Here is a 25,303-nt window from a genome sequence, read left to right on the forward strand (position 1 = left end):
TAGAATGGGAATACGCATATTTTTAACTTTAACCATTAATGAGTATGATGAAATCTATTAAACATAAAATTCTTACTGGTGTTTGCGGCTTAGTCTGTTCTGCCGCCGTATTTTCAGCCACCGCCCAAATTATTCCAGCGCCTCCTCAAGTTAATGCAAAAGGTTACTTTTTGGTGGACTTCACCACAGGTAAAGTCATTGCACAAGGCGAGGCTGATACTAAACTAGCACCGGCCAGCTTAACTAAAATGATGACCAGTTATGTAATTGGTACCGAAATTAATGCTGGTAATATTGCGCCTACCGATATGGTTACTGTTAGTGAAAAAGCGTGGGCAAAAAACTTCCCTGAATCATCAAAAATGTTTATTGAAGTCGGTAAACAAGTTAGTGTCGATGATCTTAACCATGGCATTATTATTCAATCAGGAAATGATGCATGTGTTGCTATGGCAGAGCATATTGCTGGTAGCGAAAGCGCGTTTGCAGATTTAATGAATGCTCACGCCGAAAAAATAGGCATGACTAATACGCATTTTGTTAATAGTCATGGCCTTGATACTGATGCGCATTATACAACGCCACGCGACATGGCAACATTAGGGGCTGCACTTATCAGAGACGTACCTGATGAATACGCGCTATATAAACAAAAGTCTTTTACCTTCAATGGCATAAAGCAATATAACCGCAACTCGTTGTTGTGGGATGAAAGCCTAGATGTAGATGGTATTAAAACGGGTCACACATCTGATGCCGGTTACAGCTTAGTCACCTCTGCAACAAAAAACGACATGCGTTTAATTGCCGTTGTAATGGGCACCTCAAGTGAGCGCGCGCGTAAGGTAGAAAGTAAAAAACTACTAAACTACGGTTTTCGCTTTTTTGAAACAATTACCCCGTATAAAGCCGGCGACAGCTTTGCTGAGCAACGTGTTTGGATGGGCAATAAAGAGAATGTTTCTTTAGGAATTTTAGAAGATACACCTATTACTATTCCTCGTGGTCAGCATAAAAACCTTAAAGCAAACTTTGAGCTAGACGATACCCTTGAGGCACCTTTAGCTAAAGGCACAAAAGTAGGTACTTTATTTTTACAGCTTGAAGGCGAAGATATTGCACAATATCCGCTAGTTACACTTGAAGAAATACAAGAAGGTAGCTTCTTTAGTAAAATATATGACTACTTACGCTTACAGATTATGTAATTGCGAGTAAAGTAATATGAACGCCTCCACTGTGAGGCGTTTTTTTTTGCTTGAAAAGTGCTAGAATGCGCCCCATATATACCAATCGTATTGAATGACTATCATTGGCTTGGGTCAACAATAGCATCATTTCAAGATTGCCATTAGCCTGTCAGTTTTAAGCTTCGCGTTTTAGCAAAGCCTACACTTTTTGTTTGAGGAGTTCCCGTCGTGGTTGAACCTGTTAAAGACACTAAATTTGATGAGTACTTAGAGTACCCTTGCCCATTTACATTTAAAATTATGGGTCTAGCTAATGTAAACTTAACTGATCAAATTTTAGCTAAATTACAACCTATTGCTCCAGGTGATTATGCGCCAAAAGTAAAACCAAGCAGTAAAGGTAATTACGAGTCTGTAACGCTAGTAGCTACTGTAACAAGCGGCAAACACATTGAAGAAATTTACAACGTGATCAGCAACATCGATGACGTACGCCATATGCTTTAATCCATAGTTGAGATTTGTTGTGAGCGAAAACACCCTAATCGTACGCCAACTGGGTCGTCAGCGTTACATGCCGATTTGGCAAAAAATGCAAGACTTTACCGACACCCGCGATGAAAATACGCCAGATGAAATCTGGCTGGTAGAGCACGAAAGTGTATTTACCCAAGGCCAAGCCGGTAAAGATGAGCACTTGCTCGCCCCAGGTGACATTGAAGTGATTAAAGTGGACCGTGGCGGACAAGTAACTTACCACGGCCCAGGTCAGCAAATGATGTATGTATTATTTAACTTACGTCGTTTAAAGATTGGCGTACGAGAGCTAGTAACATGGCTTGAGGAATGTATTATTGAATCCCTTGCTGAGTACGGTATTGATGCATACGCAAAAGCCGATGCACCCGGTGTTTACGTAAACGACAGCAAAATTGCCTCTTTAGGCCTAAGAGTTCGTCGTGGCTGCTCATTTCATGGTTTAGCATTAAATGTTAACATGGACCTAAGTCCATTTTTACGCATTAACCCTTGTGGTTATGCGGGCATGAATATGGTGCAAACTAAAGAATTAAATGGCCCTCAAAACCTTGAAGCTGCAGGTCAAGGGCTGGTAAAACACATGATCAAAAAGCTTAATGCAACACAGGTTAAGCATACTGAAGGGTTTGAAAACGAATGAATAAACCAGTCAAAATGGAACCAGGTGTAAAACTACGCGACGCAGAAAAAATGGCGTTGATCCCCGTTAAAGTTTTACCAACTGAAAAAACCGAAATGCTCCGTAAGCCAGAGTGGCTTAAAATCCGCTTACCTAAGTCAACCGAGCGGATTGACGGCATAAAACAAGCAATGCGTAAGCATGGCCTTCACTCGGTATGTGAAGAAGCCTCGTGCCCTAACTTATCAGAATGTTTTAACCACGGTACGGCGACCTTTATGATTTTAGGGGCTATTTGTACACGTCGTTGCCCATTTTGTGATGTAGCACATGGCCGTCCATTAAAGCCCGATGCAGCAGAGCCTGAAAAGCTTGCACTGACCATTAAAGACATGAAGCTAAGCTACGTAGTGATCACTTCGGTAGACCGTGATGATTTACGTGACGGTGGCGCTCAGCACTTTGCCGATTGTATCCGTGAAATTCGCAAGCACAATCCAGAAATCACCATTGAGATATTAGTCCCTGATTTTCGTGGTCGTATGGACAGAGCGTTGGAAATATTAATTGAAACGCCGCCAGATGTATTTAACCACAACCTAGAAACAGCACCACGTTTGTACAAATTGGCGCGTCCAGGTGCTGATTACAAGTGGTCACTTGAATTATTACGTCGCTTTAAAGAAGCACACCCTGAGGTTAAAACTAAATCGGGGTTAATGGTTGGTTTAGGTGAAGAAATTAGCGAAATTGAAGAAGTACTGCGTGATTTACGTGAGCACAACGTTGATATGCTAACCGTAGGCCAATACCTACAACCCTCTAAGCATCACTTACCAGTAAAACGCTACGTGCCGCCTGCTGAGTTTGATGCACTAAAAGAGTATGCTGATGAAATTGGCTTTACACACGCGGCTTCTGGCCCGTTTGTACGCTCAAGCTATCACGCAGATCAACAAGCAGCGGGTAAAGAAGTAAAATAAGCCTTGCTGAACAACCGGCTGGTAAATAAGCCTGCTGATTAACAAAAAGCTGCCAACGAGCAGCTTTTTTTGTTTATGGGCGTTATTTTCAGCAAATGTAAAATAAAGTTAGGCTAAAGCGGGGTTACTTGAGATAATTACCGCTGATACCCTTAATTAGGTTCATTATGAAACTATTAGTTCGCAACTTATCTCGTGCTACCACTGAGCATGAGCTACGTACTTTATTTACAGCGCACGGTAAAGTGACCACCTGTAACTTAGTACTCGATAAAGAAACTGGCCAATCAAAAGGTTTTGCTTTTGTAGAAATGCCAAACGACATTGAAGTTAAAGGCGCTATTAAAGCCCTTAATCAAACAACCGTTGATAAAAGCAAAATCCGCGTAAAACTAGCCGATGCTTAATAACGATTGAGGGGTTGGAAGTTTATACGTATTTTCAGCGTTTAACCTCGCTTTATATTGCTCAAAGCTTAGCTTTAACACTTTGAGCAATATAACCAATTGGGCTTATATCTGAGTTAACATCGCCTTTAATACCTGCTGCTTACTTACTATATCCCTGTACAACGCAAATTGATTTTTTGCGCGATCTAAATTGTGTCTCTCATGTTTAACACTAAAGTAATTATCGCCGTCTATATAGTCGGTTAAAAAGCGTAAGCCAATCATAAAAGGCATCACTTTAGCACCTAACCAAAAGCTTTGTTTTTCCGCGGCCGTTAATACTGATTTTAATGGTTCAATATAACCTTTAACAATTGCTGCAAAAATGTCTTCACGAACACCTACTTTCTCAAGCGCTGTTGAGTCTTCTTGCTCTGCAGAGCAAAATGTTCTAACCATATCGCCAAAGTCATTAAGCCAATAACCTGGCATACAGGTGTCTAAATCAATCACCGCTTTTGCATCATTTGAATCTGAACAAAATAGCATGTTGTTTATTTTAGTATCGTTATGACACACGCGAATAGGGACTTTTCCAGCTAATGCATTGAGCTCATCAATGAGTGAGAACTGCGACAAGCAAAAATCAACCTCCTCCTGACAATGAGCTACACGTTTATGAGGATCGCCGTTAATAACTTGCTTAAAAACCTCTGCACGCATGGCTAAATTATGAAAGTTAGGGATAACTGCATGTAATTTGTTAGCGTCAAAATCCTCTAATGCTGCAGCAAATTGGCCAAATGCATTAGCCGCGGTTTGCGCTTGGCTAACAGTATTAACCACATCTTCGCTGTAACTGCCACCAATAAACTCAAGGGCTCGCCAAGTATCGTTATTATTATTTACTAAATAGTCATGCTGAGTTGTTGCTACATGCCGCACAATTGCTAAGTTGAACTCACCGACTTGCTGCTTTTTGCTTAAGTGTCGTTCTATTAATCTTGCATTATCAACAAGTAACTGTGGTTTTGGGAATACCACCGTATTGAGCTTTTGTACAACCAATGACCGCTTAGGTGTGCTCAATAACATGGTAGTATTGATATGCCCACTACCAATGGGTTTTATACTCGCATGCTTATCGTCAAGGCCAAAATTCTCAGATAAGTAAACTTCTATAGGAATTGAATTCATTTTCTACTTCACTCTTTTCGCCCAAGGCGACAATAATTTATATCAATTGCATTAAATTAGTGAACGATTACAGCGACAAGGAAATAACGCGATAGCAAGGCGAAAATTATGATACATAGTTGTTCTATATAAATAATTTTTAACGCAGGAAGCGGGTTATTTAATACGCTAGATTGATCATATTTTTAATAAAATTGGTATTAACACCTTTACGCTTGACGCAATGCGCACAAAGTAGCCGCAATGCTTGTCAGTTCTGATTTATAGGTAACACCAAACCAAGGCTCTTTTGCAGTGTATACAAATACAGGCTGTGCTTTTACATTAATCGCTTGCTGGATTTGATCAGGTAAGTAATATTCTTGCTGAGTATTAGCGTTATATTGCTGTAAAAACGTCTCAAAACCTTGTTGCAAATAATCAAAAAAGCACGGCGTGATCCCCCAAAAACTCATAGATCCTAGCGCATCTCGGCTAATTTTTTCACGCAAGCCCTGCGGATTATTTCCAACAATATGTGCAGACTCTTTTTGAATATTTAAATATTCCGTCACTGCAACAAGCCTTCCATCAGCAATACTACATACTCCGCGATTAACCCCACCGTGCTCAGAGAGGGTGTTGATAATCGGGTACCCCACCATTGCCCATTCGGGGCTATTTTTAAAATGCTCACTAAGCAATAAAAATGAAGACGCACCATAATAGTCATCTGCGGTAATAACAATTGCAGGGTTGTTAATATATGCTTTGGCACACAGTAACGCATGCCCTGTGCCCCATGGTTTTATACGTTGCTGTGATAGTGCTTTGTATGCATCAGGAACAAGCGCGTTATGTTGCTCTACTAATACCACGTCAAGGGCTTTAGGTAAGCGAGGTAAAATAGTGTGTTCTATCTCACTGCGAACGGCTTGATTGATGATCAGTACAACCTGTGTCACACCGGCTCGATACGCATCAGTAATGCTTAACTCCATAATCGTGCAATTTAGCCCAGGTATTTCTGCTATTTGTTTATTGCCACCAAAGCGACTACCTAAGCCACCCGCAAGCACAACCAAACTCAGTTTATGTTTTTTCATTTAGAGTCTGCGCATTTATGAGGGTAATTTACCAAGCCAAGCTTGCAACCAAGGCTCAGTTACCGGCCATGGCTCAAAGTCTTCACAGGCATCGATTTCTAGTCGGTTACCAACAGGTTTAGCTTGTAAATCACGTAGTAGCTCATCAAAGCTGCGCCCTGCCCCACAAAACGTATCACCGTAACTTCTATCACCCATGGCAACAATACCAAAAGGCTTGTCTGTTAGCATTGGAAAAGTACTATTTAATTGATGATAAAGATCCGCTAAATTATCAGGAATATCGCCTTGCCCAGTGGTCGAGGTAACAATTAAAATATGCGAAGCATTTTTTATATCATCTAAAGTAGGCTGCTCGAAGACACTAACCTGATGACCAGCTTGCTCTAGCGTGTCGCTAACTTGCTCACTTAATCGCTCTGCACCGCCATACACGCTGCCAACAAAAATACTAATATGTGCCATTTAATAATCCTCTTCTTGTTCTGGCCACCCCAGCTGTTTGCAAATGTTTAACATTGCATCACCCAGCGGCGCTTTAATTGTTATGGGTTCATTATTATAAGGGTGCACAAAGCTAAGCTCTGATGCAAACAACATTAGACGGCGAAGCGAAAAATGCTCCCTAAAAAACTGATTATGCTGGTTATCGCCATGATTTACATCACCAATAATAGGTAAAGACAAGTGCTTTAAATGCCGGCGTATTTGATGTTTGCGACCCGTTTTAGGAAAACACTCTACCAAAGAATAACGAACCGTTGGGTATTTTCCTATTGGGATAGGCAGCGCAGCTTGATGCAAACAATTAAATTGTGTTTGTGCTTCTTGCGCGGCTTTGTCTTGATCAGCAAACTTATCGGCTATTTTGTCGAGCTCTTCTTTTAACGGTTTATCTAAAAAAACAGATTCAGGCGCAAACCCGCGTACCAACGCTAAATAACGTTTTGTTATTGTGTCCTCAATAAATAATTGATTCATATCACGCGCCGCCTCTGAGCTTAATGCAAACAGTAATACACCCGAAGTAGGCCTATCAAGACGGTGAACAGGAAACACATGTTGCCCTATTTGATCGCGCAGCATTTGCATTGCAAATTGAGTTTCATGTTTATCTAAAAATGAGCGATGAACAAGTAGCCCAGAGGGTTTATCTATTGCTACATAATTTTCATCTTGATAAAGAATCGACAGTTCGCCGTATTCAATAGGCTCTGGGCGCTCACTCATTAGGCTCTCCTAAATATGAATCTAATTGGGTCAGTAAAGCGATAATGTCTTCGCTGCCTGATTTATCAGTGAGTGTCATTTGCGCCATCGGGGCGACTGCAAAATTGCGCGGTAACGGCTGCTTGTTGTCAATTAGCCGCTGTAACTTTTCAATAAATACAAACTGCAACCATTGTTCAAATGCCAGTGTATCGTGACAAAACGGTACGCTAGAATCTAATAAATCGGGATTCAGTGGCTCAACCTGCCACAGTTGATGCTTTTTAAGTAGCGCCGCTAATTGCTGTAAATATATGTGGGTTTGCTGGTACATAATCACCCTTTGGTCTGTGTATTATGCAATTATACCCTGTTCCCACAACAGTCGCTATGGCGTATAATTAAGGTAATTTTGTAGTAAAAACAGTTGGAAATCCATGAGTGAACATATAGCTACGTTAGGCCAGCTTTTAGATGGTGCAGGCACTCAATGGCGTGCTTTTGATATTGGCAGGCACATTACCAAGCTTGATAAACAACAATTTTTAGCCGTTGAACAAGCGCAAATTCCTTACCCTTACCCATTAGCAGGTCATGCATGGTTAGCGATTCAGTTTTGGGATAGCAAAGCCAGTAAAGAACCCTATGTGTGGTTCTTAAAATTCCCACTTGATGAGCAAAGTAAGTTAGTAAGCGCGAGCCGTGATCACTTTGCAGATATGGTTATTCAGGCACTAGGAACAGAAATTACCGGCGAGCAAGCCGATGGCACACTCGATAACAACCCTTATGTATTTACTCCGAACGCGAATAAATTAGCGGCGTTCAATGCACAAGTTAAAGTGTTGCTAAAGCAACCAGCGTCTCAATACTACGAGCACGCCCAACTCTACTTTAGTGGCCAAATTGGCTTTGATAATTGGCAAAATGTCGCGTTACAAGGCATTGCCGATTTTGCTTATCGTCTTCATAGTGCTGATAACTTAAAGCACTTACAAGCAGCGTGGCCTAAATTACCAGTTGAAGTATTACAGCCATTAAGTGCAATGCTTGAACACATCGAAATACCGCCCTCGTTAAGTGAGTTATTGTTAAGTTATGGGCAAACCGCCCTTAGTAATAATGATGTTGTTGCGGCCTCTGCCGCGCTGCGTGCAATATCATCAGGGCAAGCAGCAGGGCTTAGCGCACAACTTGTTGACTGCGCGCTTAACTCACCTTTAGGGCAAGATTCTGATATTTTGTTGACCATTGCTGGTCGCTGCTTCAAACAGTTAGAACAGCCACAGCGTTTACATGTGTTTATGGATAACTGTGCGCATCATGAGAAAATAGCTGAATTATTTCCTAGCGTTTTTGCAGATTTAGTTGCAATTGAGACTATTCGCCCTCACTTATTAGCTTTATTACGTGAAGAAAACAGAAGCGAGACATTAGCTCGCGCAATTGGAAGGTTATTCTCTTAAATGGCTAGTTTATGGACGTTCATACTTATTGGTGCTGTAATTTATTTTTTTTGGCTAAATCGTAAAATAGCCGAAGCAGCGAACGTTCATGCCAAACGCCAAAGCGAGCAATTGCAAGTGCAACTTATGAGTGTAGCTTGCAACAAGCGTCGATTTGGCATTTTAAAAAGTGGTAAACCGGGCATGAAAAGCGAATTTATTTTTGAGTTTTCAAGTGACGGTGAAAACGCCTACCAAGGGGTATTAATCATGGAAGATGAAAAACTAAAAAGTGTGGTTGTGCCACCACATAGAATATAATTTCTTAGCACAAAAAACTAAGGCGTAACCTCAGTTACGCCCCAATTGCAAACATCCTGTAAGGTATCCTTTACCTATTCCCTGTTTATCATCCTCTGAACGAGCAAACTACCGTGTTTACTCTGCATTGCATCCTGCAATATCCACTTGCCGCCTTGGCTATCCTGCGTAAACTAACGCTCCTGCAATTTCCTATCGCATCATCCTTGGTGTCCTTTAAATAGCTCCCAGCTATTTTAGTACTCCGTGTACTTCCTGTTTCATCCCTGCATCCGTGTTAACTTGTCCTTTGTGCTTCCTGCTAGTAACTACTTAGTTGCCTGATTCCTTATCCGTGGCAGTAGCTCAATCATTGGGCTATGTCGTCTTGACAAAATAAAGTTTAAAGCAAACGGCTTCGTATGATAGTGAGGAAAACAAAAAAAATTACGGTCATAAAATTGAAAAATAAAAATAACTATAAATAACAATAGCTTGATGTTTTTAAGAAGATAAAATACGGAGTTAAACTGACAAGGCGCACGTTAATGTAAGATATATCTCACGTAAGTGCGCCCTATTTGGAACATAGGCTTACATAATCACAATTCTAAAGACCTAGCCTTGTACAGATAGAGCAGTTTTAAAAAGTAATTCACCTTTAACTCGGTTAAATGTGAGCTGCTTAAAGTGCTCAAAGCCTTGTGATTTAAAAAATTGCGTATGTTCGTCACGAGTCACAAATACCGCTATACCAGAGGACTCAGGATTGTCATGTAATAAACCATCTAAGCCTTTAAGTAATTGGCGGCCAAACCCTTGACCATGAAAATGTGGGTCAACGGCGATAAACGCTAAAAAGTAGTAATTGCCTTGCGGCTTTAGTGCATCACGAATAGTTTTTTCTTTTTCAATTAATTGATTCGTTTGCAAATAACCGGCACTTAACATCAACTTTAATCGCCAATGCCAATAACGCTCTGCTTGAAGTTGGCTACTTGACTCAAATACACAAGCAACTGCTTTTAACTTATCGTTACGGTAAAGGCCAATTAAAGGCTGTTTTTCTTGCCAAAAGCTACTGAGCTCTTCGCGAATAAGCGCACGGAGTTTTTTTTCATAGTCCAGAGGGCTTTTTTCGTTATACCCTAGCAGAGTTTGTAAAATAGGATCATTTTGGTAGGCCTGATATATAAGGCTTGCAGCGGTACTGATATCTTCTGGTGCAATATGTTGCACGCTAAACGTGTCTGTGGATTCTGCTGTGGCTGTCATTTTATTTCCTTTATTATTTTATACCCTTTGTCATTACGCCGCGTAACTTGTTTGGGATTAATTTTGAACTACAACGATGACCAAATGCTCATATAACTATATACCTAAGTGGGACAAATAAGCGAATTTACATTTTAGTTAGTACGCTCATCTACTGCATTGAGTCAGATCATGCTTTAGCGACTTACTACTGAGTAAATAAAGCGTAAATTCAGTAAGGGTTAAACTGGCTAGATATATCATTCCCCCCTAGAGTTAATAAGTATTAAGTATTAATTCATTAAGGAGCACGATTATGGATACGACTAAGCACGACATAAATACATTGTTCGCACAATTAGGGTTACCTAATACAGAAGCAGAAATAGATGCATTTATTGCATCGCATGCCATTTCGGATACCACATTATTGCAAGATGCTCCCTTTTGGGATGAAGCCCAACAACACTTTATTGCTGAATCGCTGGCGGTTGATGGCGATTGGAGTGAGGTAATTGACGAACTCGACTCTCGCCTTCGTCAAAATAATTAAATCGCACATTTTAATGTGTCTGAGCCACTTTATTGTTACCATACCTGCTCGCAATTTCCATGTTGCGAGCTTACTTTATTAAAGAGTTATAAATCGAATGAATGCTGCTGTATTTGAAGCTATTAAAGTCCTTCTTGATGAAGGCAAAGTCCCCACTGTTGCACTAACTAAAAGCCGTTTAGTAAAACCACTTCCTATGCCGGTTATTATTGCGGCAGTGAGTCAATATAAAAATAATCCCGATTCAATTTATAATTTAATGAAAACACCCGAGCAAGCAAGTAACTCAGATCCTAAAAACACTCAGTTAGATAGAATTGAGCAAAAACTTGATCGATTACTTGCTTTGCTAGAGCAAAAATAATTTGAGACTATAAATGTTTGTTGTTGATTTAACATTTGATTGCTACCAAGACACAACCCTAGAGCAAGCCGAGCAGGCAATAAACCGCTTAGTGAATGCATTACGCTTTAATGGCCAAATCATTGGAGAGGAATTTCCAACGGTTTTAAAAGATGGCTATTTTATTACTCGTGTAATGTGCCCGACCGAAGACGCCATGCACCCACTTAATAACAGTGCGTTTGTTAAACACAGTGTTGAAAAGCTTCATGGCGCTGGTTTGCTTGCTCCCAAAGTAAAGGTCATCGGCCAAGATATTCACTCCAATGGTGCCGATGGCTGTAAAGAGCCATCAAGCTATATTTTATATACCACCTATGTGCATACATGTAGCCCACTGTATTGTGGCGATGACTTTTTACCCGTGCCGCTATTTAATATTCCTGCGATTGCTAATGGTGACTATAAAACACTAATTAAATGGCAAGAAGATTGGCAAGCGTGCGATCAAATTCAAATTAATGGTGCAACACGCTGTGAATTTCCAGCGCTTGAAGAAATAGCCAGCACCCAAAGTGATTTATACCGCCGTGGTAAAGATATAACTAAACGGATTAGTTTTTTAACTAAAAAGCCTGTTTACTATTATTTATACCGTGTAGGGGGGGTTGATAAAGCCTCTGAACTTGAGCGTAAATGCCCGAGTTGCCATGGTGAATGGAAATTACCCGAGCCTTGGTTTGGCTTGTTTGATTTTAGGTGTGAACCGTGTGGTTTAGTCTCTAATATTTCGTGGGATTTTCAATAAATCCCACACTTAAGGTGCTATGTCTAAAAACATCACACCTTAAAACTACCTTATATTTATACTGTCAACGATGCTATAAATTCACTGAGGTTTTTGGCAAGTACATGATGTGGCTTTTTACCTACATACTCTAGGCACACCTCACCTGTTTCTACTAATACGGTAACAAGCAAATCGTCTTGGTCGGTTAACCCAATAAATACACTTGGCGCTTGTTTGAGTTTACGTTTCATTAAAACATGGCCAGTGATATTTTGTTGCAGTAGGTCAAAATCATCTTCATTCCATGCTTGTAATAATTCCACTTGATGTCCGTCAATATTGGCTACAACACTGCCAGCAAATATATGACCATAAAATTGACTCAACGCCTCTGGAAACTCAAGCTCCAATGCGTTAGCGAGATCGGTTAATGAACCTGTAGGCTCTCTAACTATCGCTTGCCATTGGATCATGCCATGTTCATCTGCGCTACCTATTTCACATGGGCTTGGCCATTGCTCATCGTGGACGATTAATGGGCGCTTTTGTGTATTAGTAATCGTTTGTTCGCTAAATTTTTCGTGAAGTTGAGCTAATTGCATTGCAACAGACATACTGTGAAACTCATTTAATTTATATATAATGCATCCATTGTAACTATTTAAGAGCAAACATGACAGATTACAGCAATTCTCCCGATCTTAAAGGCAGCGTACTTGGTCAATCTACTGAGTATGTCGATCAATACACGCCCAGCTTGCTTTTTCCTATTGCTCGCAAGCTTAATCGCGATTCATTAAGTATTGATGAAACTGCGCTGCCGTTTAAAGGCCAAGACATATGGACAGGTTACGAACTGTCTTGGTTAAATACTAAAGGTAAGCCTCAAGTTGCGGTGGCATTGTTTACTTTCGAATGTCAAAGTAGTCATATTATTGAATCAAAGTCGTTTAAGCTTTATTTAAACAGCTTTAATCAAAGCCGTTTTGGGAGTATTGAAATTGTTAAACAACATTTAATTGACGACTTATCCAATGCGGTAAACAGCCCTGTAAAGGTAACCTTATACAGCGCTGATGACTACAATTGTATTCCTTGCACACCGCTTCCAGGTGAGTGTATTGATGAGTTAGATATTGAGATAGATAACTACCATATTGATGCCCATTCACTTAAATCACAAAGCAATAAAATAGTCACCGAAACTTTGCATAGCCACTTGCTTAAGTCTAACTGTTTAATTACTTCACAACCGGATTGGGCGAGTATTATTATTCGCTATACCGGTGAGCAAGTTTGTCGTGAGTCATTATTACGCTATTTAATTTCATTTAGAACTCACAATGAGTTTCATGAGCAATGTGTGGAACGTATTTACAGCGACTTAACCACTCAACTCCATATTAAAGAACTTGAAGTATACGCTCGTTATACGCGCCGTGGTGGGCTTGATATAAACCCATATCGCTCAACACATTATAACGAAACCCCATTTTCGGTAAAAATAAACCGTCAATAAGTGTCGCGTTACCTTAACAAAAAAGGAGCCTGAGGCTCCTTTTTTAGTCATTAAGTTGCTTAGTTGGCACCGCCATGCCACACACATCAATATAATTATGGCTGTACGCAAACCATTCCTCGCTGCGGTTACCCCGAGCAATAATTAATTGTTTGAATGAATCAGAGTCTGTTTTCATTACTTTAAATTGGCTGCTATCGTCTGCTACATCCGCTAATACTTGTAGATCAGTAATGGGGTTAAACTCGGTATTTTCAGTTGGCGTTCGCGCTAGCTGATGAAAATGTGCCATGCCTTTAAGCACCCGACCAAACACGGTAATATTTTTGTCTAAATAACGCGGCCCTTGACCTATGGTGACAAAAAACTCACTGCTGGCACTGTTTATATTGTTATCGCGCGCCATTGCAAATATGCCATGACAATGGACTTGCCACGTTTGTGTATGCGCTTGGTTTTGTGCAACCGCAAAGCCACCTAAAAACCCCGTTACCGGTGCATAACCATCACTGCCCATCTCGGTTATTAAAAGTGGCTCAGTGGTGGTTAAATAAAATTCCGCTGGCACCGTGTTATCTTTAGTTTTGGCTAACTTTTTACCCGTACTATCGCCACCTTGAGCTACAAACCCTTCAACAAAACGGTAAATGTGAGTACCTTGATAAAAGCCTTGTCTTGCCAGTTTTTTAATATTCGCAGTGTGTTTAGGCGCAAGTTTGGGGTTAAGCTCAATATATGCAGCGCCTGTGGGCAGGGTTAACTTTAGAATATTCTCTGATTCGACCCATCGCCATTCATCATCTTTAGCCGATGAGGCTGGTGATTGAGTACTGTGCTGGGCACACCCACCTAACAAGGCCGACACTAAAAGGGTCACTACACACTTTTTCATACCTTTCCTTTTTTATTGTTATCTATTAGTCCCAATCAAACTTATACAGTATATCTACGTTTTGGTATAAGCCACTGGTTATTTCTATGTATAGTTTAGAGAGTAACTGGTAGCGCACAGCCACTTCACTGAGTGAGTCGAACACCCCGACACTGTACTTAACCTGTAAGCTTGGGGCTATATAACCCGATATCTCTACTTTTGTTTGTTCACCACTGCCTTTAGAGCTTAAGCTTACATCAGATAAACCAAAGGTTTCACCCACCTTAGAAACCACTCCCTCACTGCGACTCACGCCTTGAGAAAGTAATAATTGAGTTAACATAGCATCTGTAGAGCTGTCGCCCTCTCCTAATGGTTGCCCATTGAGTAAATAGGCTAAGGCTTGGGCTTGATCCATCGCAGGCTCAGAAAATACTTTTAACGTAGGTTGCTCAACACTGCCGGTTAAAGTCACCCCGGCAATCACACCATCAGCGGTATTATCTGGGTTACGAATCGCTTTAATGTTGAGATACGGTTTGTCGATTGCGCCACTAAAACCTACTTGCCCTGTTCTAATTATCAAGTCTTGCCCGAAGGCTAAATACGTCCCTTCTATTAAATTAAGCTCTCCGGTTGCAATAATTGGCGTACCTTGGCTCATTTTAAGCGCTAAATCACCAGTTACTTTAGACTTGAGTCCAAACGATTCGACTTTTACATCATTTTTTACTGTTACTTTTAAGTCTACATCATAATCAAAAGGGACTTTTTTAGCCGCTTGTGTTTTTTGATCAATAATTATTTCATCATCGCTTACTTGCACTGCGCCCTCGGGTAGCTCTTCAATTTCTATACGTCCATAAGGCACAACCACTTCACCGACAAGGTTAAGCGCGTTATCTGCTATGCCGATTTTTAGATCGGGTGATACTTTAAATATCACACCCTGCTGCGCTCTAACAAAAAACTCATTGCCAACAACTGCAACATTAACCGCGGGTTGCTCACCTTGCCAATCAACATCACCGGTAAGTTTAACTTGCCCGCCTTGAGGATCACTTAAGTTACCTTTAATTGTTGCCGTGGTTTTATTAAATAAAATATGTATATTAGAGTCTTTAAGTGCAACAGGTAATTGCTCTCCCTCTAAATTAATGTCTGCTATCTTAAGCTCACCATCTAACTGAGGATCTTTGAGCGTTCCTGCTAATGTAACCTGTCCGCTGATTGCCCCTTTAAGTTGCTCAAGCGTATCTAAAAATGGCTGAATGTCTGAGAGTAAAATTTTATCTATATTAACGTTACCAGAGAGTGTTTGTGTGTTTTGAATGTCGTCAATATTTATATCGGTAGCTATTTTACCTAGCACACTGGATGCCAAGTTAGCTTCAATTTTACCAACTTGCGAATCTGAAAAAGCACGAATACTGAGTGTTTCTATTGGGAGTTTAAATCGATCCTCTTCTGAGGTTAGCACTGCATTTAATCCATTAGAATTTACATTGGCTCTGAGTGTTTTAAGTGCACCTGACTGCCAATTAGCAGCAAAATCACCTGTTAAGTCTCCGCGTGTGCGAATATTATCTGGTAATAAGTGCTTAAGCTCTGCAAGTGAGAGGTTAGCAAGCTTTGCATTAAACTGCCCTAGCGCTTTTGTTTGCGACAAGGTATCTATACACAACTTACTTTGAGCTGATTGCCAACAATGAGCGCTCACATCAAAATCTCCGTTTTGTGTATTCACCATAACGGATATTTTTTTAGTATTATTAAAACTCAGCTTTTTATCACTAAGGGTTATGTCACTTAGCTCACCATTCCAAATGGCATTTTTCATTTTGCCATTAAGCTCAAGTTCCACCGCGCCTTTTTCGGCATCAATCGACGCGCTAAGTTGATGATCTGTTTTATCACCACTGGCAGCTATGTTTATATTATTAATTTGCTGCCCAGCGACCAGTGCAGATGCAACATTAACACTGAGATCAGTTTGCCAATCAGCAGCCGTATCTAGTTGAGATTTTATGGCAAGTTTATTAATGTTTATCTCATTAAAAATAAAACGCTCTAGCATGACGGCTAAGTTAACCGAAGGGGTTAATCTGTTGCCGCGTACTTTTAAGTCCGCTTTACCGTTAGCAATAAAAGGAAGGTTAGCCTGCTCATCACTATTAAGCGTGATATCACCGTCAACTTGCCATGTATCATCTACCTGCCCATTCAAAGTTAACTTGTTAGCACCACTACTTAAATAAAAACTATCGATATCCGCTTTTAATTGATTATCTAACTTAAAGTTTGCAGCAAACTCTAAGGGAACGTTGTTTAAAAAGCCAGCTAGCTTAGTATTGTTCATTTGTAGCTGCCAGGTATCGGCTTGAGCGTTAAATACGCCTTTAAACGTCCCTGAAACATCACTGGTTAGGGCATCGGTTAAGTATTGCGCTTTTAAATTTGATAAAACGCCGGTAAAGTCCGCTTTAATTCCCTGTTGCCAATCAAGCTGTGCTTGAATATTCGCAGCGCTATCGTTAGTTTTTAAAGCAAGCGTTTCAAGCGTCGCGTTGGTTAGTGTGCCTTTTAGCTGAGCATTTAAATCTACACTTGGATAAGCATCTAGCTGAGTATTACCCGTTAAACTTAATTGATAGTCGTTAGCATTACCTTGGGCACTTAAATTGATGTTTTTAACCTTTAGCTCATTATTTTGTGTATTAATAAGCCATTGATTAATTTTGCCATTAACACTAAAGGGATAGTTTTTCTGTTTGAGGTTGGCTGTTGCTCTCAAATTTAAAGGAAATAATCCTGTGGTATCAAGCGCAATGTTAAGCTTGGCTAGATCACCATTTATATCAAGAGTAGCTCCGTGTTCATTCCCTTTTAAGCTAATGTTGCCGTTAATAGGCATAGCCCCTTCCAGTGTTGCATCAAGCTGAGTATTTAACTGCCACTGCTGATAACCTGCCGATAGTGACTGTACCTTAATAGTGGCATCTTCTACGCTCATTTGCAGGGCAATATCATCAATTGAATAGTGTTGCTCGCCCTGATTTATTGTCACGTTGGTGATATTGAACTGCTCAACATTGATGTTAAGTGGCGAGATAAAATCGATATTGGGTAAAGCTGGTAATTCCTTAATAGCCGTTGTTGTTTGTTGATTAGCCGCTGCTTGTTGAGCTGCGGTTTGCTCTTTTAATACCACATTAATACGAGGAATGGTTAAGCGTTTAATTGTAATATCAGACCCTTCAGCCTTTGCCGACAATTGCAGAGTGTTAAGTGTTACATTTGCACTTGAATGATTTAAAATAAATTCATCAATAGCTAGATTTTTTAATGCAATATTAAAGGGTAAGGTTATTTTTTTTAATGCTTCGGTTGGCGTATCGTCTTTATTCTCAGCGCTTTTTGGCAAGGTTAATTTAATCGACTTAGCGCTTAAATTATCAATACAAATACCATCACATTGCCACCAAAATAAATCTATCTTTAGTTGCTGTGCATTAACGCTTACGCCATTTTGGTCAAACTGTAAGTTAAATGCGTCATTGTATAAAAATCGGCCATTTTTTATTTCAATTGTTAAGCCATCAACCAATTTATTCGCTGTATAAGCAAGCAATTGATTACCAGGGGCGGTAAACAAAACGCAAAACAGTGTAACTAACAGCGTTGCTAAAACGGCGCTAACTATCGCCGTTACTTTTTTAAATACTGACATTAAATTTCAGGCCCTATGGTAATACTTAAACGGGTACTTTTACTTTCTTTTGTGAGCCCCCACGCGTGATCAACTCTTATCGGACCAACCGGTGTTAAATAACGAAAACCAAATCCTGCACCTACTTCAAATTGTTCTGAAAAATCATTGGTTGCGGTCCCCCCATCAACAAACAGCGCAGCTCGCCAATTTTTAGCAAATTGGTAGTTGTATTCAACGGTACTCGCTAATAAATATTTACCACCAATACGCTCACCCTGCTCGTTTTGCGGAGAAATCGACTGATAAGCAAAACCCCTGACACTTTGATCGCCACCGGCATAAAATCGCAAAGAAAATGGCACGTTATTTATATCATTAACAATCATTGCGCCCACGTTTGCTTTTAAAAAGATCAGATGGCGGTCAAGGTAAGTACGTAACCAAGCATGCTGTAATTGAACTCTAACCAAATTGGTACTTGAGAGTACGCTATCGAGTCCAAACTCAGCTGAAATAGACCACTGCTCCCCCCAATAAGGTGTGGTGCCACCCTTTGATTGTTTACGCGCATAACTTATCCCAGGCATTAACATTTCAGTTGTTTTTTCTTCGTCATCCCCTATGCGGTAGGTTTCTTGCTCACGCCTTAAAAAAGCCGTTCGTACCCATTTATGCTCAGTTAACCACTGGCGCTGTAACTGACCTGTTAGTATTTCACTGTAGGTTTCATTGGTTAATTCATCTTCCAACTTATAACCGACAGAAAAGCGCCATAAATCATCGTTCGGATCATTCACCGGCACGGTGTAAGCCATGGAAATATCTTGCTGTTTTTGAGAAACATTTAAATTGCTTTCAAGATAGTGCCCGTTATCGGTGATCCATGGTTTACTCCATTTAAAACGTACTTTCGGCCCTAAATCTGTACTAAAGCCACCACCAATTTCATAACTATTTTCTGGTTTATGTAACACATCCACTTTTATAGGAACTTGCTTGTTTTTTCTCGCTGTAATATCGGCGTAAACACGCACGCTCTTAAAATAAGGGGTACTTGATAAATCAAGATTATAATCGGCAATATAGGATGCTTTGTACGACTGACCCATTTTAAATGGCGCCAAAGAGCGGATATATTTTTCGGCTGGAGTATTTCTGGCAATTAAAATATCACCAAATTGATAACGAACTCCGCTATCAATAGTAAAAGTAATGGTTGCGCTGTGTTTTTTTAGTGATACTTCAAATTTTCTAACAGGCCATTTTGCATCGAAATATCCATACTCTAGCAACACTGACTCTATTTTTTTATGCGCGCTGCTATAAACCCCATGATTTAAAATATCACCTTGTTTTAAATTAAGATCTTCAATCGTTTTTTGAACGAACGGATCCTGTTTTGCTTCACCATTAACCGTTATATTAAGTGACTCAATACGTGTGGCTGGGCCTCGCTCTATATTTACAACAAGTTCGCGCTCGTCTTTATCAAAATCAATATTTACTACTGGACTGTAATAACCTAAGGCTTTGATACTGTTCTCAACTTGCGTTTTTGCATACCGACGAAGTGTACGGGTTGGTTTTTCACCAACAAGTTGTTTTAAATAAAGTGCAACGTTATTTTCTAAGTCGCCACTGATCCCTTTAATTTCATAATCTTCAATTATATTTTCAGAGGCAATAGAAGACAGGCTTACTAATAAGCAAAAAAAACAAAAAAACTTTAAAAGCTGATTGAACAAGTAAATATCCTTACTGTGGTATCCATAAAATAAACCGCTAGACAGAGATATACTACCATAGCCACAATGAGCCTAACATTAACTTAATCGCAATTAACACTCAAAGATGCAGTCAAAATTTAGTACGCGTTAACGGTTTATTTTGGTTACAATAGCTATAACGAGTACAAAATAAAATTAATGAGTTTTTTAATGCAATTCCCTGATGATGACAATGGCCAGCTACTTGCTGAAATTTCCGCCGCTGGTGTAGATTTAAGTAAAATGCAACAAATTGATTTTTACATTTTATTTGAACAACAGGTTGATGCCGAAAAATTTGCAACTGAGATTGTAAACGATGCATTAGTGCAAACTGCTGATGTTGAAAAATGCAAAGATACCGGCGTTTGGGAAGTAATTGCCCATGTACAAATGGTGCCTGAACATGCACTGTTAGGCCAAGCAGAACAATACATTGAAAGCATAGCTAACAGCTTTAATGGCTATGGTGATGGTTGGGGATTAGACGCAGAAGAGGCATAATCCCTAATTTAAATGATGAATGATATCCAGCTTAGTCTATCGACTTAGCTGGTTTGCTTTTCTGAAGCTGCCTTTATAATCAAAAAGTTTATCTGCTACTTTCCAGCCATATTTTTTACTTTTTCGCGCAATCACAAAATCCGGTGGTATTAAATCAAACTGCGCTTTTATAACTTGCTCTGCACTGGTAAATTCAATGGGGGATTGGCCCAGACTTACACGCTTACCAAACTGCTGATTAAAGTAATACCGAGCACCTTTGTTTGATAAATCAAAAATTTCATCACAACTGGCTCCGTCTTCATCAAAATAAGTAATTTTTAACAATTGCTCTTTAAGTTTTACCACACTCAAGCCGCTACAACGTAGGACTAATGCATCTTTAAGGTTTAACGCATTGCGCAACTTATCATCAGGGTCGGCCATCACAGCATCACAATCATGGCATTTTCGAGCAGCAATATCATTTTGTGCGCCGCACTGCTCACACTCTTTAAAACGAAAACGATAATCGCATTGATCGCTTAAACCGTTATCATCTTCTAGCAAACCTTTACAACGCCTGCCGAAGTGCTCGATTACTTTGCCATCAGCATCTGTTTTGCCCCAAAATATATTGGCAAAGCCACACCCAGGACACAGCACTTGCACGGGTTCATTATCGCTATCGCCTTTTTTATCTCCCACCTCTGGGTAGAATAAATCAAAGCCATTGCCCGCATAGTCAATCACTAAACAATCATCTTTACCCTCAGCCAACCTCAAGCCTCTACCGACAATTTGCTGGTATAAACTTACCGACTCTGTGGGCCGTAAAATAGCAATAAAATCAACATGGGGGGCATCAAAGCCGGTAGTAAGAACCGATATATTCACTAAATACTTTAATTTTTTAGCTTTAAATTGTTTAATTATTTTATCGCGTTCGCTATTTGGCGTATCCCCCGTGATCAGCGCACTGTGATCCTCTGGTAGATAAGTCATTATCTCTTGTGCATGCATAACCGTGGCTGCAAAAATCATCACGCCGTAACGATTTTCACTGTATTGTATAACCTGTTGTAAAATTGTTTGAGTTGCACGGGTCGATTTTTTTAACAGCGCATTCATATCCTCATTGCTATATTGCCCAAATGCATTGCTAGTTAAAGATGAAAAGTCATAATGGCTAATCGCAGCATCAACCTCTTTAGGGGGCGTTAAATAGTTATGCTTAATCATATAGCGCAAAGGTAATTCAAAAATACAGTGTTTGAATGGACTCTCTTTATTGCCTCTTACAAACCCATGGTAATGATGCTGATAAATCCAGCCTAACCCTAGTCGGTAAGGCGTCGCGGTTAAACCTAATACTTTTAATTCAGGGTTGTGAGATTTAAGTGCATTAATAACCTTACCGTATTGGCTTTTCTTTTCGCCATTTACTCTGTGACACTCATCAATAATAAGTAGTGAGTAGTGCTCATTAAGTTTGTCTAAATTACGCGATAACGACTGCACACTCGCAAAAGTGACCTGATGGGTTAACGACTTCTCTTTTAATCCTGCGGAAAATATACTCGCCTCAAGACCAAAGCTTTTATACTTTTGAGCATTTTGCTCAACTAATTCTTTTACGTGCGCCAACACCAATATTTTTTGTTTAGCAATACGCGCAAGCTCAGCTATCACTAAACTTTTACCCGCACCTGTAGGCAGCACAATGACAGCAGGATCATTGGTTTTTCTAAAGTGTAAAACGGTGCGTTCAACCGCCTCGCTCTGGTAGGGTCTAAGGGTGTAGGTCATCAAAGGTAAGAATTCTTAATCTAATTAATGGTTATGTTTTAGGAAGACAGCTTTATTTCACATTTGTTTAAATAATTTATATTCATAAACTAATATTCAAACTGTTTATAAATTTAGAGAACTATATTATGTATAAATATAAAAAAATACCCTTAATCAAAATGATTAAGGGTATTTAATTACATACTTAACTTATCTGCAATTCTAAGAAACTCTATTAGTATAAAAATATTATATTAATAGGTAATAGCTTTAAAATTTGTAAGTAGCTTGTAGGTAGGCAAATCGACCAATATTATCGTAAATCGCTGAGCCTGCACCTGTGCCAGTCGTACTTCCTGGTAAGCCACGATTGAATAAGTTATCAACACCTAACTTAAAGCCAACACCACTGTCAAAGTTATAAGCGACTGAAGCATCAGTTATAAAATATGAACCGTAACGCATTTCATTTGACGGGTTAGGGTTTGCTTCTATTTGTGTAGGATTGTATAACTCAACACCGTTAATAAAGCGTGTGCTAAAATCTACAACCAGGTTTTCATAAGTATAATCAACAGAAATACTACCCTGCCATGTTTCATTACCTAATACACCTTCATAGTCTGTGTAATTTTCAGGCTCAGCTGAGAAAGGATAATCCTTTGCTTCAATCAAATAAGTACCAATAAAGCTAGTACCAAAACTACCACCTAGAGCATCAAAATCATAACCCACCTCAAAATCTACACCAGAATTAAGACTGCGTGCGATATTAAGTGCAAAACCTTTTAATAAGGTAATTTCACTTGTATTTGGATCACGAGTTATAAGACCACAGAATTGATTGTCAATACCAGTTGGTGAATCTACACAACGGTCTATGATAGTTTGAAACCCAATACCACTAATTGTGTCATCAATATCAATTTCCCAGTAATCGGCTGTTACACTAAAGCCTTCTAACCATTCTGGCTGGTAAACAATACCTGCCGTAATTGATCTAGATTCTTCTGGCTGTAGGTCTGGATTACCACCAACTAAAGTCTCAAGCGTTGCGCTATCATAACTTGAGTCAAAATCAGCAGGTACACCAAGCGCTGCACAGTTAGCTGCACGAATAGCTCGGCCTGCATCACTCAACTGATCAAGCTCAGATACTTTACATTTATCATCTACATTGGCAAATGACTGACTTTGTCCAGAAAAGAGTTCATCAATGTTTGGCGCACGCATCGCTTCAGATACTGTAAAACGAGCACGTAATTCAGGCGTAATAGTCCAATCTAAGCCTAATTTCCAGCTTGTAGCATCACCTATAGTTGAATAATCAGCATAACGTACAGCTGTGTCAAACACTAAAGTATCGATTAAGAATACATCTTCAATTAATGGTACTGATAGTTCAAAAAACGCTTCTGTTACATCATAACCACCATCCGTTTCACCAAGTGCATTAAAGAATGTAGCCCCTGTTTTAGCAAAAGCATCTTCAATCGTCACACTTGTTTCATCACGGTACTCAACACCACCAGCAAAACCAACCATACCCGCTGGTAGTTCATAAATTGCCGAATTACTAAATGTTGCATTGAATACAGTTTGCTTGATTTCTGATGTACCAATTGATGTTGTTGTCACATAGTCAATTGCTTCTTGGCTAATTGCGCCGTCACCCATTATATTTGCTGCAACACAACCATCTGCACGAGCAGTTTCACTACGACAAACGATATTGCCACTGTCATCAAACACAGCATCAATAGCGTTAGCATAATTAGCCAAAATAACATTTGCGCCATTAATACGTTCTATCTCTGACTTACCATGAACTAAAGAGATATCCATAGACCAGTCATCAGTAATATAGCCTTGGATACCTGCTACAAACCGAGTTGTTTCACGAGTATTTTCTTCTAAACGGCGACCAACATCGTTGTACATTTTGTTTACACCGATCATTGACAGCCCTTCTTCATCCATCAATGCTGCAGTGTCAGCTGATAAAAATGCATTATCTCGCTGTATCATATTTGCGCCACTAAAGAAGCGGAAGAAAGGTTGGCCTATATTTTCACCTTCTGTTTTAGAATATTTAGCTTGAAAATATGCGTTTAATTCATCTGTTACGTCATAATTCGTTTTAAAGTTAAAATTAACGCGATCAAACTTAGGTTGTATTTCTGAATATTGGCGTAAGTTAATGAAATCACAACCAGCGCTTCCACAGAATTGGCCATCATCAATAGCACCTGTATAAACATCGTTTAATGAGCTATCACCATTAAATTTACCTAAAATACCACCTGTATTTGGATTCCAAACAGTTCCTTGATTTGAAATTAAATAATAACCAGCATTAGGGACTACTATTCTATCCGGATAAGCTTCGCTATCAATTTGACCTTCTGGGCGAGATTGACCTGTCACAACGTCATATGGCATGGATGCATACGATGTTGCAGTCCAAGGGTTGTCTAAAGCATTCAATGAGTTTTGTGTGTTATATTCTACAGAGAATGCAGCATTACCACGCCCTTCAGCAAAATCTTTACCGTAAGAAAAAGTATATTTTTCATTTTGATAAGAACTATTATCTGCAAAACCTTTCGTTGCAGATACATTAAAACCAGTAATATCTTTCTTTAATATGAAGTTAACTACACCCGTTACCGCATCGGCACCATATACCGCAGACGCACCACCAGTAATAATCTCAACTTTTTCAATCCAAGAGCTTGGAATGGTATTCGTATCAACAGAAGATGTTCCTGGGGCACTAGAAACATGACGTTTACCGTCAACTAGTACTAATGTACGTTCACTGCCCATACCACGTAAATCTAATAAACTGATACCAGCAGTACCGATAAAACGGCCTGAGTTTGCAAGTGAATAGGTAGTTGCTAAGGCTGGTAGTTTGTTTAGTACTTCACCGATATTCAAAGCACCAGTGCTAACTAAGTCTTCGCCCGTAATTACGGTTACCGGCGATGGTGAAATAGCGCCTTCACGTAATATACGTGAACCTGTTACTTCAATGCGTTCTACTTTTTCAGCATTTTCTTCTGCAGCAAATGAACTTGCTGAGAAAGCAGCTGTAGAAGCTGCACCAAAAGCTATCGCTAAACGAACAGCTTTTGAAACTTTATTGTTCAACATTAAATTCTCCCTAAGGTGTTATTATATTTTTTATTTAACTAAACAGGCAAATATCAGCATTAAAACCTGTCTGTTATTTAACATCTTAAGCTTAATTTATGC

At 39.6% G+C, this 25,303-nt stretch carries 24 protein-coding genes; 12 read left to right on the forward strand and 12 right to left on the reverse strand.

Annotation, left to right across the window (positions count from 1 at the left end):
• Positions 1 to 47 precede the first annotated feature (47 nt).
• The 5 genes from BM380_RS10520 (at position 48) to BM380_RS10540 (ending at position 3,739) form a co-directional block, all read left to right on the forward strand.
• Complete coding sequence (locus tag BM380_RS10520) at positions 48 to 1,208, forward strand: serine hydrolase (RefSeq protein ID WP_029609897.1); 1,161 nt, start codon at positions 48 to 50, stop codon at positions 1,206 to 1,208.
• A gap of 210 nt (positions 1,209 to 1,418) precedes the next feature.
• The gene (gene ybeD, locus BM380_RS10525) at positions 1,419 to 1,697 is read left to right on the forward strand and encodes a DUF493 family protein YbeD (RefSeq protein WP_016898950.1); all 279 of its coding nucleotides are present in this window, start codon (positions 1,419 to 1,421) and stop codon (positions 1,695 to 1,697) included.
• A 19-nt stretch (positions 1,698 to 1,716) separates the two neighbouring features.
• Positions 1,717 to 2,370: a lipoyl(octanoyl) transferase LipB gene (gene lipB / locus BM380_RS10530; protein WP_016898951.1), complete on the forward strand. Its 654-nt coding sequence runs from the start codon at positions 1,717 to 1,719 to the stop codon at positions 2,368 to 2,370.
• On the forward strand, positions 2,367 to 3,332 hold the full coding sequence (gene lipA, locus BM380_RS10535) for a lipoyl synthase (RefSeq protein WP_013465357.1): 966 nt from the start codon (positions 2,367 to 2,369) through the stop codon (positions 3,330 to 3,332). Before lipB ends, lipA begins: the two co-directional genes overlap by 4 nt.
• A 167-nt stretch (positions 3,333 to 3,499) precedes the next feature.
• A complete protein-coding gene (locus tag BM380_RS10540; protein ID WP_008109433.1) occupies positions 3,500 to 3,739 on the forward strand; it encodes an RNA recognition motif domain-containing protein in 240 nt (79 codons plus the stop codon).
• 105 nt (positions 3,740 to 3,844) lie between these two features.
• On the opposite strand, the gene BM380_RS10545 is transcribed toward BM380_RS10540, so the two are convergent.
• The 5 genes from BM380_RS10545 to BM380_RS10565 all read right to left on the reverse strand — a co-directional run bounded on the left by BM380_RS10545 (position 3,845) and on the right by BM380_RS10565 (position 7,546).
• Positions 3,845 to 4,918 carry a phosphotransferase enzyme family protein gene (locus BM380_RS10545; protein WP_090494290.1) on the reverse strand — a complete coding sequence of 358 codons (1,074 nt, stop codon included), beginning with the start codon at positions 4,916 to 4,918 and terminating at the stop codon, positions 3,845 to 3,847.
• Positions 4,919 to 5,127: 209 nt separating this feature from the next.
• The gene (locus BM380_RS10550; RefSeq protein ID WP_090494292.1) at positions 5,128 to 6,003 is read right to left on the reverse strand and encodes a nucleotidyltransferase family protein; all 876 of its coding nucleotides are present in this window, start codon (positions 6,001 to 6,003) and stop codon (positions 5,128 to 5,130) included.
• Positions 6,004 to 6,018: 15 nt separating this feature from the next.
• On the reverse strand, positions 6,019 to 6,468 hold the full coding sequence (locus tag BM380_RS10555; RefSeq protein WP_013465361.1) for a flavodoxin: 450 nt from the start codon (positions 6,466 to 6,468) through the stop codon (positions 6,019 to 6,021).
• Positions 6,469 to 7,233, reverse strand: coding sequence for a tRNA pseudouridine(65) synthase TruC (truC, locus tag BM380_RS10560; RefSeq protein WP_090494294.1), 765 nt, complete (start codon positions 7,231 to 7,233; stop codon positions 6,469 to 6,471).
• On the reverse strand, positions 7,226 to 7,546 hold the full coding sequence (locus tag BM380_RS10565) for a YqcC family protein (RefSeq protein WP_013465363.1): 321 nt from the start codon (positions 7,544 to 7,546) through the stop codon (positions 7,226 to 7,228). The genes truC and BM380_RS10565 overlap by 8 nt, the downstream gene beginning before the upstream one ends.
• 103 nt (positions 7,547 to 7,649) lie before the next feature.
• Between BM380_RS10565 and BM380_RS10570 the strand changes: the two genes are divergently transcribed.
• Positions 7,650 to 8,678, forward strand: coding sequence for a DUF3549 family protein (locus BM380_RS10570; RefSeq protein ID WP_090494296.1), 1,029 nt, complete (start codon positions 7,650 to 7,652; stop codon positions 8,676 to 8,678).
• A complete protein-coding gene (locus BM380_RS10575; RefSeq protein ID WP_013465365.1) occupies positions 8,679 to 8,978 on the forward strand; it encodes a DUF3301 domain-containing protein in 300 nt (99 codons plus the stop codon).
• A gap of 597 nt (positions 8,979 to 9,575) precedes the next feature.
• Here the strand turns inward: BM380_RS10575 and BM380_RS10580 are convergent.
• Positions 9,576 to 10,232: a GNAT family N-acetyltransferase gene (locus BM380_RS10580; RefSeq protein ID WP_028834078.1), complete on the reverse strand. Its 657-nt coding sequence runs from the start codon at positions 10,230 to 10,232 to the stop codon at positions 9,576 to 9,578.
• A gap of 295 nt (positions 10,233 to 10,527) precedes the next feature.
• On the opposite strand from BM380_RS10580, the gene BM380_RS10585 reads away from it, so the two are divergent.
• The 3 genes from BM380_RS10585 to BM380_RS10595 all read left to right on the forward strand — a co-directional run bounded on the left by BM380_RS10585 (position 10,528) and on the right by BM380_RS10595 (position 11,915).
• Positions 10,528 to 10,764 carry a DUF2789 domain-containing protein gene (locus tag BM380_RS10585; RefSeq protein WP_013465367.1) on the forward strand — a complete coding sequence of 79 codons (237 nt, stop codon included), beginning with the start codon at positions 10,528 to 10,530 and terminating at the stop codon, positions 10,762 to 10,764.
• A 97-nt stretch (positions 10,765 to 10,861) separates the two neighbouring features.
• Positions 10,862 to 11,128: a hypothetical protein gene (locus tag BM380_RS10590; RefSeq protein WP_024601586.1), complete on the forward strand. Its 267-nt coding sequence runs from the start codon at positions 10,862 to 10,864 to the stop codon at positions 11,126 to 11,128.
• A gap of 13 nt (positions 11,129 to 11,141) precedes the next feature.
• A complete protein-coding gene (locus BM380_RS10595; protein WP_064662909.1) occupies positions 11,142 to 11,915 on the forward strand; it encodes a Zn-ribbon-containing protein in 774 nt (257 codons plus the stop codon).
• A 56-nt stretch (positions 11,916 to 11,971) separates the two neighbouring features.
• Here the strand turns inward: BM380_RS10595 and syd are convergent, their stop codons facing one another.
• Positions 11,972 to 12,511: a SecY-interacting protein gene (syd, locus tag BM380_RS10600; RefSeq protein WP_090494298.1), complete on the reverse strand. Its 540-nt coding sequence runs from the start codon at positions 12,509 to 12,511 to the stop codon at positions 11,972 to 11,974.
• A gap of 59 nt (positions 12,512 to 12,570) precedes the next feature.
• On the opposite strand from syd, the gene queF reads away from it, so the two are divergent.
• Positions 12,571 to 13,416, forward strand: a complete 846-nt coding sequence (gene queF, locus BM380_RS10605; RefSeq protein ID WP_028834075.1) for an NADPH-dependent 7-cyano-7-deazaguanine reductase QueF — start codon at positions 12,571 to 12,573, stop codon at positions 13,414 to 13,416.
• 43 nt (positions 13,417 to 13,459) lie between these two features.
• On the opposite strand, the gene BM380_RS10610 is transcribed toward queF, so the two are convergent.
• Genes BM380_RS10610 through BM380_RS10620 form a run of 3 tightly spaced genes read right to left on the reverse strand, consistent with a single transcriptional unit; the run spans position 13,460 to position 19,747 of the window.
• Positions 13,460 to 14,308 (reverse strand): peptidylprolyl isomerase, encoded by an 849-nt coding sequence (locus BM380_RS10610; protein ID WP_090494301.1) that lies wholly within the window; start codon positions 14,306 to 14,308, stop codon positions 13,460 to 13,462.
• A gap of 25 nt (positions 14,309 to 14,333) precedes the next feature.
• Positions 14,334 to 18,020 carry an autotransporter assembly complex protein TamB gene (locus BM380_RS10615; protein ID WP_090494304.1) on the reverse strand — a complete coding sequence of 1,229 codons (3,687 nt, stop codon included), beginning with the start codon at positions 18,018 to 18,020 and terminating at the stop codon, positions 14,334 to 14,336.
• Entirely contained in the window at positions 18,020 to 19,747 is a 1,728-nt protein-coding gene (locus BM380_RS10620; RefSeq protein WP_090494306.1) for an autotransporter assembly complex protein TamA, read from the reverse strand. The genes BM380_RS10615 and BM380_RS10620 overlap by 1 nt, the downstream gene beginning before the upstream one ends.
• 192 nt (positions 19,748 to 19,939) lie before the next feature.
• On the opposite strand from BM380_RS10620, the gene BM380_RS10625 reads away from it, so the two are divergent.
• Positions 19,940 to 20,272 carry a ribonuclease E inhibitor RraB gene (locus BM380_RS10625; protein WP_008109396.1) on the forward strand — a complete coding sequence of 111 codons (333 nt, stop codon included), beginning with the start codon at positions 19,940 to 19,942 and terminating at the stop codon, positions 20,270 to 20,272.
• 36 nt (positions 20,273 to 20,308) lie between these two features.
• Here the strand turns inward: BM380_RS10625 and BM380_RS10630 are convergent, their stop codons facing one another.
• Both BM380_RS10630 and BM380_RS10635 read right to left on the reverse strand, forming a co-directional pair.
• Entirely contained in the window at positions 20,309 to 22,060 is a 1,752-nt protein-coding gene (locus BM380_RS10630; RefSeq protein WP_090494309.1) for a DNA repair helicase RadD, read from the reverse strand.
• Positions 22,061 to 22,312: 252 nt separating this feature from the next.
• On the reverse strand, positions 22,313 to 25,201 hold the full coding sequence (locus BM380_RS10635; RefSeq protein WP_090494311.1) for a TonB-dependent receptor domain-containing protein: 2,889 nt from the start codon (positions 25,199 to 25,201) through the stop codon (positions 22,313 to 22,315).
• Positions 25,202 to 25,303: the final 102 nt, after the last annotated feature.

Origin of the sequence: Pseudoalteromonas sp. DSM 26666, assembly GCF_900116475.1 — a bacterium.
Lineage (GTDB): Bacteria > Pseudomonadota > Gammaproteobacteria > Enterobacterales > Alteromonadaceae > Pseudoalteromonas > Pseudoalteromonas tetraodonis.